Source organism: Sphingobacterium arenae (assembly GCF_014692505.1).
In the GTDB taxonomy this organism is placed as follows: domain Bacteria; phylum Bacteroidota; class Bacteroidia; order Sphingobacteriales; family Sphingobacteriaceae; genus Sphingobacterium; species Sphingobacterium arenae.
In genome coordinates this window covers 1,655,080-1,668,140 of record NZ_JACNYK010000001.1, presented here as the reverse complement: position 1 = coordinate 1,668,140, position 13,061 = coordinate 1,655,080, and the positions used below count along the sequence as shown (strand labels likewise).

Annotated in this window: 9 protein-coding genes and 1 tRNA gene; 3 read left to right on the top strand and 7 right to left on the bottom strand. The window is 40.3% G+C overall.

The genetic code is table 11. From position 1 onward, the window contains the following. Nucleotides 1-611: 611 nt before the first annotated feature. From ccoS to ettA, 7 genes are all read right to left on the bottom strand, one after another. Nucleotides 612-800, bottom strand: coding sequence for a cbb3-type cytochrome oxidase assembly protein CcoS (gene ccoS, locus H8B17_RS06380; protein ID WP_190308276.1), 189 nt, complete (start codon nucleotides 798-800; stop codon nucleotides 612-614). A gap of 135 nt (nucleotides 801-935) precedes the next feature. Further along, complete coding sequence (locus H8B17_RS06375; RefSeq protein WP_190308275.1) at nucleotides 936-3,344, bottom strand: heavy metal translocating P-type ATPase; 2,409 nt, start codon at nucleotides 3,342-3,344, stop codon at nucleotides 936-938. 50 nt (nucleotides 3,345-3,394) lie between these two features. Further along, nucleotides 3,395-4,750, bottom strand: coding sequence for an oxygen-independent coproporphyrinogen III oxidase (gene hemN, locus H8B17_RS06370; protein WP_190308383.1), 1,356 nt, complete (start codon nucleotides 4,748-4,750; stop codon nucleotides 3,395-3,397). Continuing rightward, the gene (locus tag H8B17_RS06365) at nucleotides 4,737-5,180 is read right to left on the bottom strand and encodes a Rossmann-fold NAD(P)-binding domain-containing protein (protein WP_190308274.1); all 444 of its coding nucleotides are present in this window, start codon (nucleotides 5,178-5,180) and stop codon (nucleotides 4,737-4,739) included. Before H8B17_RS06365 ends, hemN begins: the two co-directional genes overlap by 14 nt. A gap of 99 nt (nucleotides 5,181-5,279) precedes the next feature. Further along, a complete protein-coding gene (locus tag H8B17_RS06360; RefSeq protein ID WP_190308273.1) occupies nucleotides 5,280-6,350 on the bottom strand; it encodes a response regulator in 1,071 nt (356 codons plus the stop codon). 13 nt (nucleotides 6,351-6,363) lie between these two features. Next, entirely contained in the window at nucleotides 6,364-7,548 is a 1,185-nt protein-coding gene (locus H8B17_RS06355; RefSeq protein WP_190308382.1) for a PAS domain-containing sensor histidine kinase, read from the bottom strand. A gap of 16 nt (nucleotides 7,549-7,564) precedes the next feature. Further along, the gene (ettA, locus tag H8B17_RS06350) at nucleotides 7,565-9,247 is read right to left on the bottom strand and encodes an energy-dependent translational throttle protein EttA (protein ID WP_190308381.1); all 1,683 of its coding nucleotides are present in this window, start codon (nucleotides 9,245-9,247) and stop codon (nucleotides 7,565-7,567) included. A 181-nt stretch (nucleotides 9,248-9,428) separates the two neighbouring features. Between ettA and H8B17_RS06345 the strand changes: the two genes are divergently transcribed. The 3 genes from H8B17_RS06345 to H8B17_RS06335 all read left to right on the top strand — a co-directional run bounded on the left by H8B17_RS06345 (nucleotide 9,429) and on the right by H8B17_RS06335 (nucleotide 13,028). After that, nucleotides 9,429-11,993, top strand: coding sequence for an ATP-dependent Clp protease ATP-binding subunit (locus H8B17_RS06345; protein WP_223816390.1), 2,565 nt, complete (start codon nucleotides 9,429-9,431; stop codon nucleotides 11,991-11,993). A gap of 147 nt (nucleotides 11,994-12,140) precedes the next feature. Continuing rightward, entirely contained in the window at nucleotides 12,141-12,554 is a 414-nt protein-coding gene (locus H8B17_RS06340) for a hypothetical protein (protein WP_190308272.1), read from the top strand. 400 nt (nucleotides 12,555-12,954) lie between these two features. Further along, nucleotides 12,955-13,028, top strand: a tRNA-Pro gene (locus tag H8B17_RS06335). Nucleotides 13,029-13,061 lie beyond the last annotated feature (33 nt).

Sequence of the window (13,061 nt, the reverse complement as noted above, 5' to 3'; positions counted from 1 at the left end):
TTGTACTGTACGGCCCGGACCGGAATAATTGTAACTTCTTGTTACAGCATTCCCCTATAAAGGGTATCTGCTGCGCTACATGATCATCTATTTAAAGAACTTCTATACCTCCGCTTCGCGCTTTGGCCTCTATATCTGAACCGAATAAACGGCCGGATTATCTTTTCTGTATTTACCCTTTCGGGTTGGCAAAGGTAAGGAAGTTTAACGAAAACCAAAAATATTTTTTTTACTAATTTTTCAGCCCCGGACCCACTTTATATGCCCTCCCTCGCGGAGTGGTGCAAAGGTAGAAACTTTAACCTTATGCTCCAACAGTTTCGGAACCTTTTCCTAAACAAAAAACACAATTGACTGGAAGTCTGAAAGATATTTTTTCAATATACAATTCGTTTCTATCAAAAAATTTCGATTTTATCCATATTCTTCTACAACACTTCGTCTGTTATTAAGACAGCATTCACACCTGCTTCGCCCAATTACTGTGCTTTTACCGACATTTTACCGTGTAAACTTCGGTAAACACACGGTAAATCTCCAATTATCAGGCGAATGAGTTTCGAAGCCTATGCGAATACAATAAGAAGTTAAAACGAGGGTAACACGAAGAGTTAGCGGGCTTTGAAAGATTTATCCCTTCCCGTTTTTTTTTCTTCCTCGACCTCATCATCAAATAGAATTCGTACGGAGGGCGTATAGGTATCTTCGTGCTGTCCAGTTTTATTTGCCCAAAAAAACGCCCCTAAAAAGATTAAAGCAATGAAAACACTACAGCCGATTAAAAAGAATATAATACTCATTTTATAATATTGAATAATGGATATATTTTAGACAAGCTATCTACGCTTAAACCCAAACAAATTTATTTCACTCTCCTTAGCTATCAAAGCTATTTTATACAAGAAATATACGAATTTAATATTTCGTTAAGTCGCTTAACTTACTTTGAACAACAATTCCCTCTGTCTGGCAAACCAACGCGTCATCAGACTGGTAAATGAAATAATAGTTACGGTACTAATCGGCATCAAAATCGCCGCAAATAATGGAGACATTGTTCCCTGCACTGCGAAGCTTACCCCAACTACATTATAGATCAAGGATATTGCAAAACTCATGTGTATGACTTGAACAGAATCTTTCGCAAAAGCTAAAAACGAAGGTAATTTCGCAAAAGAGTCTCCGTCTAAGATCGCATCACAACCAGGCGAAAAATTATTAATATCATCAGATACCGCGATTCCCAGATCCGCCTTCCGCAATGCCCCTGCATCATTAAGTCCATCTCCCAACATACATACCTGTTTCCCTCGCTCCTGCCAAAAACCTATTTGGCGCAATTTATCCGAGGGACTTTGGTTAAATAATAGTCGAGCTGTTTCTGGGAAAATGAGCTTCAAGACATCGGAACGCCTATCGTTATCTCCCGAAATCAAATGTAGATCATATTCTTCTTTATTCAACGTACCGACGACCTCTATCAATCCATCCCTCCAGGACTGTTCTAAGGTAAAATAACCTTTTACCACTTCATTTACCATGATATATACTACAGAACCGTCTTGGTAATTATTTCTGATCCCTAAAAAAGACGCGGATCCTATTCTTACTTCAACCGTATCAAACCGCGCCTCCATACCTTTACCACTTATTTCTATAAAGGTGTCTGCTGACAAAATGGACGTATCCCCTATCCATTTGACAATCTCTCTACTTAAAGGATGATTAGAATTTCGACAAACCGAAGAGACCAAGGAACGCTCTTCGTCGTCCAATTCACCTTCAAACAGCATCAACGAAGATTTAGGGGACGAAATTGTTCCTGTTTTATCAAACACTACGCAATTTATTGCCGATAATTGTTCAACTGCCTCCGTATTTTTTACATAGAACTTATTCCGATCGAAAATACTTAATGCAGCCGAAAGCGTAAAAGGTGAACTCAAAGCCAGCGCACAAGGACAAGCAATAATCAATACGGCCGTAAAAGCGCTCCATGCTTTTGATGAGTCGCCACCGACAAACCAGAAAACACCAGCAACAACAGCTATACTAATCAACGCAACCGTAAAGTATTTACTTATAAAATCGATAAAGGTATCGAACTTCTTCTCCTGCGTTTTGAAACTCTCGTTGTTCCATAATTTTGTCAGGTAACTCTGAGATACAGGTTTAACGACCTCTAACTCAATCGCCTCCCCAATTTGCCTTCCGCCCGCATATATAATCTCCCCCAATGTTTTATCAACAGCTTTCGATTCGCCAGTTACAAAACTAAAGTCGACCGAAGCATTTCCTTTTAATAAAATGGCATCTGCAGGAATAATTTCGTTATTACGCACTAAGATGCGTTGCCCCACTTCTAAATCGGCAATTTGTATTGGCTTTTCGCGCTTCTCTTCAATTACGGTTACCGCGACCGGAAAATACGAACGATAATCCCGCTCAAACGAAATATGGTAGTATGTCCGTTGCTGTACCCATTTACCGATTAAGATAAAAAACACTAAACTGCATAAGGTATCGATAAAGCCCGGGCCTGATTGTGTAAGGACTTCAAATGCCGAACGAAAAAACAGTACGAAAATACCTAATGCCAAAGGTACGTCCAGATTCAGTCGCTTCTGTCTCAAGCTTAACCAAGCCGATTTGAAATAATCCGAGGCACTATAAAGGAGAACCGGAATACCAAATGCCAAGTTCATAAAACCAAAGAAACTCGCATACTGTTGTTCAAATGCATTCATCCCAAAGTATTCCGGAAAACTGATCATCATGGAATTTCCGAAACAAAATCCGGCTACGGTTATTTTAGCTATCAACCCTCGTTGATTAAGTTTCTTCCTTTCTTTTACGACGTCTTGAAGCGTGATTTTAGGTTCGTAACCAATCTGCATTAGTAATTCCACTAGTTTGCGTAACGAGATCTCCTGATGTCTAAATGCGATATTCGCTTGTTTCTTCATAAAATCAACTTGCGAACTTTTAATACCAGCATGCAATTTATAGAGATGCTCCAAAAGCCAAATACAGGAACTACAATGGATGACCGGAATATAGAACGTAATCATGGTTACATCTTCATCTTTATAATCAACGAGCTTGGCTATAATATTTGGTTCATCGAGATAACTCAAATCTGTCTTCGCTCCTTTTTGAGATTTCCCCGGATGTGGATTGTAGCGATAATAATTATGTAGATCACTTTCGTTCAATACTTGATATACAGTTTGGCATCCCAAGCAACAAAAGTTGTGGTTATCCAACACATAGGGCATCGCATCTACTTTATCTCCGCAGTGAAAGCATTTTTTTTCTATAACAATTTGTTCTGACTCCGGCATTTTTAATGTCTCATAATTTGTTGTATAAGATATGCTCCGTACGATTCATCTTAAATCGCCTGGCTAAATAATTGCTTTTGTCCCCTTGAGGATTGCAATCGCTGGTCAAATGCCATACATATATTCCTCAAAAATGATCTCCCGATTTGCGTTGCTGTGACATGACCGGTTCCACACACTACTAGATCATCTCTTTCTAAAGGACGTAATCGGTCAACTATAACCTCATTAAGCGAAAAGCCATTCTTCAATTCCACTTTCCCTTTACACATCATCTCCAGAATATAACGGCGCAATACCTTATCTTCCTCATGTAATAAATGTCCTTTTACCACAGGTAAACGCTCTTCATCCAACAACCTATAATAGTCTTCCACCTTCTTTACATTTTGCGCAAAACTACTCCAAGCATCACTTATGGATGACACGCCTAATCCTATTAAAACAGGTGTATAGCGATCCGCGTAACCCATAAAATTACGATGCAGATGTCCAGATAAAGAAGCCTTAAAAAGTGCATCTTCTGGTTTCGCAAAATGGTCCATCCCTATGTCCTTATAACCTGCCTCCCCAATCATTTGTTTACCTAATATATAGAGCGCAAGCTTTTTCTCTCCTACCGGCAGATCGTGCTCCGTAAAACGTCTTTGCCCCGGTTTTATCCACGGAACATGTGCATAGCTATAGAAAGATATTCGATCGGGTAACATACATAACGATTTTTTTATCGTATCACCTACCGTCGTTTGAGTCTGTAACGGTAATCCATATATCAAATCAAAATTGATAGAGGTATATCCTATTTCCCGAGCCTCACCCATAACACGTTGTACCTCCTCCTCCGTTTGGTGTCGATTGATAAGATATTGCACATGTGGATCAAAGTCTTGGATTCCCAAGCTTAATCTTCGGAAACCAAGATCATACAGTGTTTGCAGATGTTCTTTTGTAGTGTTTGCCGGGTGAGCTTCAAATGAAAAAGAGGCTCCTTCTTTCACAACAGCGCCATCTAACAAACCCAAGATCAGGCGTTGCAGACTTGTCGGTTCAAAAAAAGTAGGGGTTCCTCCTCCCAAATGTATTTCGCTGACAACAATCGATTCATCCATAGCGGCTTGATACATTTTCCATTCCCGGAGCACATAATTGATGTAGGGAGTTTCTACACCATGATTTTTGGTAATCCGGGTATTACATCCACAATAGGTGCATAAATTTTCGCAAAACGGAAGATGAACATATATACTTATTCCGTCTTCTTTTGATCGACTGTACGTTCTTTTCAAACGGGACAACCATTCTTGGGAATTAAAACTATGGGATTCCCAAAATGGTACAGTGGGGTAACTGGTATAACGTGGTGCCGCTACATCGTATTTCGTAATCAAGCTATTATTTGGCTGCATCATTTTTTAGTTGATTTGGGTCCATAACATTACATTCCTTCGCGCAACAACAAGCGCGGCCAACACATTTACCACTCCCCCACAAGTTTAAGTTTCGGATGGTTTGCTCCGCGATACCTTTTGGCGTCCGATCCTCGTACGGTGTATTCGCTATTTGAATCCCTAAATCGTATGCGCGCAATAAATCGATGTGGCTTGTCGTTATCGAACGGGTTACAATTTTCTGTACACCTGCCCGCTGCAATTCTTCCAGTAATTCGGCATCCAAATAATCATCTTCAGAAATGATGACCACTTCCTTCCCTTGTGCATAATGTATTGTTCTAAAGTTTAAAGAATTGGAAATCAAGGTCAAATCATGAACCTTTCCGTTTGCGATCGCCAACGATTCCTTCTCATAATCCTTAATATTATATGCGACAGCTTTCATGAGGTCTAATTTCAGTAATGTAAACAATACAAAAATAAGGAGACCTCCTGCGGATTAGGATGCAAAGCATCAAGTTAGAAAATGATCTTGGTCACTTAATTATTTCACTGCCTTTAATTTAGCGACAGAAGGGACAACAATAGCATTGCCCGTTTTGGTGATTAGTTTTTCCTCTTTAAAGTCAGCCAGCATGCGGCTAATGGTTTCGCTTGCCGTACCGGCCAAAGCAGCTAGGTCATCTCTGGAAATACGTATAGTAATTTCTCCGTCCTTACTCGATAGCGTCGATTTTTCCGCTACATTGACCAATGCATTTGCGACGCGTTTTCTCACAGTATCATAGGCAAAACCGAGCAATTGCTCTTCTTTTTCCCGAATATTCCCCGAAAGCAACTTAATAAACTTACGAGCGATAGTAGGTTTGTTATAAAGTAATTCGAAAAACCGTTCTTTTGCGATCAGTGCGATTTCACAATCTTCTAATGCTTCCGCGTTATCACTGTATGATTCGTTAAGCAAGAGCGCTTCATAGCCAAAAAAACTATCATCTATATGAATACCTGTCGAGAGCTCTCGTCCATCTTGGTACATTAAAAAACGGCGTATTTTCCCCTTGAGTAGATAAAACATAAAAATCGGCATGTCTCCTGCTTCGTATATATGCTGTTTCTTTTTGAGACATTTTACACGAGCTTCTTTCACCAAACCATGCAACAGATAGTCTTGCTCCTCTTCATTTAATCTCAAAGTTCCCCCTGGACCTAGAGCTGTCATTAACTGACGTGCCAGGAATTTCCCCCGCTTGCGAAAACGACTTTCTATCGCATTAAGCAGTTCAATGTCGTCAAACGGTTTTGTCAAATAGTCATCGGCGCCCATCTCCATCGCCTTACGAACATCAGTTCTCTCGGATTTGGCGGTTAAGAAAATAAACGGAATATCAGCAGTAGATTCGTTTTTACTAAGCATATACAGCACCCCATATCCGTCGAGTTCGGGCATCATAATGTCGCATAAAATAAGATCAGGACGGTGTCTCAATGCCATATCTACCCCTTCCTTACCATGCTCGGCTGTCAACACCTCATATTCACCGGTCAACGACAGTATTTCTGCGGTTCCCTCGCGGATTTCCAAGTTATCTTCAATGATTAATATCGTTTTAGACATTTTCCAATATACATTATTGTTGAAAACTCATTTTGAACATTGCGCCTTTATTTATTGCCGAACGGTATTCCAAGCGTCCACGCATTAATTCGACATAGCGTCTAACAATATTAAGTCCCAAACCTGTTCCTGGAATATTTCCCGTATTATGCGCTCTAAAAAATGGTTCAAAGAGACTTTTTTGATCTTCTGCCGGAATCCCGATGCCGTTATCTTTGATACAGAGTATGCAAATATCATCTTTTATTTCTGTAGAAAATTCGATTAAGGTATTTTCTCCGGAATACTTTATCGCGTTCGATATCAAATTAATGACACTACTTTTAATCAAATGAGGATCTAAATAAAAAACGCCTACTGCACCCGTATGTTGATAAACGATGTGTTGGTTCTTTTTACAAATCATCTGCATCTCCTCTGTTATCTCCTCTGCAAGTTGCACTAGATTAATCTCCGTTTTATTGACCACAACCTTGCCAGCTTCTAATTTTTCTAAAGAAAGAAAGTCATTCAGAATATTATTGAGTAATTGAACGGCTCCGCGGATACGGTTGGTATGTTTCATGATATTCGGAAGGTCAGGTCGCTCCGCATACTTCTCTATCAAAGAAGCGGATAATTGCACAGCGCTCAACGGCGTACGAAATTCATGCGATGCCATGGACACAAATCGGGATTTCAACTGGCTAAGCTCTTTCTCTTTTTCTAACGACAGACTAACATCGGACTTTGCTTTCTCCAATTCAGAAACCAACTTAATCAAATCTTTTGTCCGCTCTCTTACCTTTTCTTCCAGCTCATCAGCATGCTTCCTCAACTCATCCTCTGCAGCACGCTCTTTCGTTAAATCGTGAATAAATCCGGTAAAGATATTTTTTTTTCGGTAATGCACTTCACTCACAGCTAATCGAAACGGAAAGGTCGTCCCATCTTTTTTTAGACCACGGACCTCTCTTCCAATTCCGATAATTTTTTTGACACCTGTACGCTGATAACGCTCAATGTATCCATCGTGCCGACTGTGATCGGGTTCGGGCATTAACATCGAAATATTATTCCCAATTACTTCTTGCGGACTATATCCAAAAAGCGTAGATGCTGCGGGATTTATAGACTCTACAATACCCCGATTATCAATAGTGATAATCCCATCAATGGCATTTTCAATAATGGCTTCAAGAAGTTTAGCAGAATCTATCATCTTTACCTCACCTCTATTTCACCAACTTCTTGTACTTGATACGTTTTGGACCCGTGTCTCCTAAACGTTTCTTGCGGTTTTCTTCATATTCGGTATAATTTCCATCAAAGAAATAAACCTGAGAATCCCCTTCGAATGCTAAAATATGGGTACAGATACGGTCTAAAAACCAACGATCATGCGAGATAATAACAGCACAACCCCCAAAATTTTCCAACCCCTCTTCCAAGGCCCGCAACGTGTTTACATCGATATCGTTTGTGGGTTCGTCAAGCAATAAGACGTTAGACGATTTTTTTAACGTAATCGCCAGATGTACCCGATTTCGTTCTCCGCCAGATAGAACGCCTACCTTCTTCTGCTGATCACCCCCGTTAAAATTAAATTTCGACACATAAGCCCTGGAGTTTATCGGTCTGTTTCCAAGCATAATGTTATCATTGCCATCCGTAATATTTTCCCATACTGTTTGATCGGGGTCAAGATCGTCGTGATTTTGATCTACATAGCCTAAAACCACCGTTTCTCCAACTTTAAAAGTTCCTGCATCAGGTTTCTCTTGACCAGTAATCAACCGGAATAAAGTTGTCTTACCAGCCCCATTTGGACCAATGATTCCCACAATACCGGCAGGTGGCAAAGAAAAACTCAGGTTTTCAAATAGCAATTTATCCCCATATGCTTTCGAAATATTATCGGCTTCGATAACCGTATTCCCCAGTCGAGGTCCCGGCGGGATAAACAATTCTAGCTTATCTTCCCGATCTTTCGTTTCCTCTGACGCTAGTTTCTCATAATTATGCAAACGGGCCTTAGATTTTGCATGTCTTGCTTTCGGGGCCATACGTACCCATTCTAGTTCCCTTTCCAGCGTTTTTTGGCGTTTAGTTTCTAGTTTTTCTTCTTGTGCCAAACGTTTTGCTTTCTGATCTAACCAAGAAGAATAGTTCCCTTTCCACGGAATCCCTTCCCCTCTATCTAACTCCAAAATCCATCCCGCAACGTTATCCAAGAAATATCGGTCGTGGGTAACCGAGATAACCGTTCCTTTATACTGCTGCAAATGTTGCTCTAACCAATCAATCGATTCTGCATCCAAGTGGTTGGTGGGTTCGTCCAAAAGCAAAACATCCGGTTCTTGGAGCAACAAGCGACAAAGTGCCACTCTTCTCCGCTCCCCACCAGACAAATTGGCAACTTTCACCTCGGGTTCCGGACACCGTAGAGCATCCATGGCACGCTCCAGTTTAGTGTCCAGTTCCCAAGCATTTGTAGCATCAATTTTATCTTGTAACTCGCCCTGACGTGTCAGTAATTTATCCATTTCATCCGGGTTTTCGTAAACCTCGGGTAAGCCAAATTTTTCATTTATTTCTTCATATTCCTTGAGGATCGATGCTATCTCGGAAACTCCCTCTTCCACAGTTTCTTTTACGGTTTTTTCATTATCCAATTCGGGTTCCTGCGCTAGATAGCCGACGGAATAACCTGCAGAGAAAACAACTTCTCCCTGATAAGATTTATCTAAGCCAGCAATAATTTTCAGTAACGAAGATTTCCCCGATCCATTCAAACCAATAACTCCAATTTTTGCTCCGTAAAAAAAAGATAAATAGATATTTTTAAGCACCTGTTTTTGTGGCGGGTATATTTTATTTACACCGGCCATTGAAAAAATAATTTTCTCGTCAGACATAAGATTGTATTCCTGTATTTGTACAAATATAGTCATTTTTACTTCGCAAAGACTGCCATTTTGGTAGTTTAGGGGCTATGGCGTAATTATTGATAAATCTGTGTAGAACATACGATGGGATTTATAATTTATTTTTATACATTTATAACATCCTATCATTAAAATAAGGAAAGGTTAATAAATGGAAGCAAAATTTTCACCACGCGTAAAAGATGTCATTTCTTATAGTCGAGAGGAAGCGCTTAGACTTCGCCATGATTACATCGGCACAGAACATCTTTTGCTCGGCTTGATTCGTGAAGGCGACGGAGTGGCGATAAAGATTTTGAAAAATATTGGAGTCGATATAGGATCAATCCGTCAATCTACCGAAGATGCCGTTAAAGGGTCTTCGATGTCACGCGCACCTATCGGCAATATGCCGTTGACGAAACAGGCTGAGAAGGTACTAAAAATAACGTATTTGGAGGCTAAGATTTTTAAAAGTGATGTAATTGGCACAGAGCACTTATTATTAGCAATTTTACGAGACGAAGAGAATATCGCATCTCAGGTCTTACAACAATACAATATTACGTACGATATATTCAAAAGCGAAGTTGAGCAAAACAAAACAACCATTACCGACGAAGCATCCAGTTCGCCGACAGGAGATGATGATTTTGCGGATGACGATCAACAATTTACCACCCCTAAGAAAGTTTCTGACATCAAGTCAAAGACACCCGTACTGGACAATTTTGGGCGAGATTTGACCAAGGCAGCTGAAGAAGGTCGGTTAGATCCGATTGTGGGTCGTGAGAAAGAAATTGAACGCGTTTCACAGATTCTTTCCCGTCGGAAGAAAAACAACCCGATTTTGATTGGAGAGCCGGGGGTTGGTAAGTCGGCTATAGCAGAAGGCCTAGCCTTACGTATCGTACAACGTAAAGTATCTCGGGTACTATTCAACAAGCGCGTTGTCACTCTTGATTTAGCGTCTTTAGTTGCAGGCACAAAATATCGTGGTCAGTTTGAAGAACGCATGAAGGCCGTAATGAACGAATTGGAAAAATCGCCCGATGTAATTTTGTTCATCGACGAAATCCATACCATTGTCGGTGCCGGCGGGGCTTCAGGCTCTTTGGACGCTTCCAATATGTTCAAACCGGCTTTGGCCCGAGGCGAAATCCAATGTATAGGTGCCACCACTTTGGATGAATATCGTCAATATATTGAGAAAGATGGTGCCTTGGATCGTCGGTTCCAAAAAGTCGTTGTAGAGCCTGCATCGCACGACGAAACAATCGAGATTCTGAATCGTATAAAGGATAAGTACGAAGAACATCACAATGTGACCTATACGCCGGATGCGATTGAGGCCTGTGTGTCTCTGACTACCCGTTACGTTACTGATCGTTTCTTACCTGACAAGGCTATTGACGCCTTGGACGAAGCAGGTTCACGTGTACATTTGAACAACATCCACGTTCCACAAACTATCTTGGACATCGAAGAGAAAATCGAAGAAGTCAAAGTAGAAAAGAACAAAGTCGTACGTAGCCAAAAATATGAAGAGGCAGCCAAGTTAAGGGATACCGAGAAAAAGCTCCTTGATCAACTTGAAAAAGAAAAAACGGCATGGGAAGCTGACACAAAATCCAAACGCTACACGGTAGCCGAGGATAATGTAGCCGAGGTAGTGTCTATGATGACAGGTATTCCAGTTCAACGTGTAAGCCAATCGGACAGCCAGAAGCTATTGAATATGGCGGAAGCGGTTAAAGGTCGAATTATCGGGCAGGACGATGCTGTACAGAAATTGGTGAAAGCAATACAGCGTACCCGCGCCGGCCTAAAAGATCCGAAGAAACCGATCGGTTCTTTCATCTTCTTAGGCCCTACAGGAGTTGGTAAAACTGAATTAGCAAAAGAATTAGCTCGTTTCATGTTTGATTCAGAAGATGCTTTGATTCAAATTGACATGAGTGAATACATGGAAAAATTCGCCGTGTCACGTTTGGTCGGAGCGCCTCCGGGATACGTGGGCTATGAAGAAGGTGGACAATTGACCGAGAAAGTACGTCGTAAACCGTACGCAGTAGTTCTTCTTGATGAGATCGAGAAAGCACATCCAGATGTGTTTAACTTATTGCTACAGGTATTGGATGAAGGACAATTGACCGATAGCTTAGGTAGAAAAGTAGATTTTCGCAACACCATCGTTATCATGACGTCGAACATTGGTGCTCGTCAATTGAAAGAATTCGGACAGGGCGTCGGATTTACGACTGCAGCAAAAGCGAACCAGGCCGACTCACATTCGCGCGGGGTTATCGAAACGGCACTCAAACGTGCATTTGCGCCGGAGTTCCTGAACCGAGTCGATGACGTGATTGTTTTCAACTCATTATCAAAAGAGCATATCTTTAAGATTATTGATATCGAATTGAAGTCACTTTTCCAACGAATCGAAGGATTAGGTTATCATATTGCACTCACAGAAAAAGCTAAAAACTTTATCGCAGAGAAAGGATATGATAGTAATTTTGGTGCACGCCCATTGAAGCGTGCGATCCAAAAGTATCTGGAAGATCCAATTGCAGAGGAAATATTGAAAGGTGAGGTAAAAAATGGTTCTCAATTGAACATTGATTACGATGATGATAAAAAAGAGATCACCGTTAGTAGTGCCAACCCGAAAGAAGCAGCGAGTGATTCCATTGAATCGGATATTTCGGAATCCAATGACAAAGAAAAAGAGTAAAAATTTCAACTAAATAAAAAAGCGCTATGTCCACACGGCATAGCGCTTTTTTATTTGGCTTATTTTTTGCTCAATAACATTAAACTATTAACGTTTTTTAACGTCTTATTGAATAAGAATAAATTGATAACTCTTAATACGATACACATGAAAAAATTTCTATTAGCCTTTGTAATCGGTACGGCAACGTTAGCAATGACGAGTAGCTGTACAAAAGAATATTATGATACCGTACCGAGTATAACCATGGTATACGAAAGAACGGCAAATCAATGGGAACAGATTAATTCAAATCAAATATATGTCGATTTAAGTGTTCCCGAGTTAACGAATTACTATGTAGATCAAGGCATTGTTAATGTCGCCATTAGTTTTGATGATGAAAACACTTACAATACTATACCTGCCACTATCGAAGCTATCTCCTATTCTTATGATTATACTACAGGTTCTGTGAGAATTTATGCGGAAGATCCCCTTTTGGAAAGTGGAGTTTCTATTGACCCTCCTTCTCATGTTTTTGTAAAAATATCCTTAACAGAAGCTGATTTCGTACAATAAGCTCTTATTAGCACTTTAATGGAAGAAAGGCCACGTCATTTATTTATTTGGCATGGCTTTTTTTCAACTTGAATCTTTATTTTCATACTCCACTTATTTTTTACCTCATCTACCGACACCTCTTTCTACACGCATTAAACTATTTTTAAGTACCCAATATTCGTCATCTTCAGCCAAACACACCATATCCCGTTCTATCCGCTCCAATTATAACGTGTTTATTTTTTTTAGTAATCAACGCCAACATTCACAAATTAACTACTCAGGCCACATTAAATGATGCTATTTAAAAAAATATCAATCATATTATCAATCATTTACGTTGTAATTCAAAAAAATATATTGACAACGATAAAATTTTGCCGTACATTTGTGCCACACAAAAAAGGTGATACCTTTTCGGGGTGTAGCGTAGCCCGGTATCGCGCCACATTTGGGATGTGGAGGTCGTAGGTTCGAATCCTGCCACCCCGACGAAAAAGCTCGACAACAAGTCGGGCTTTTTTT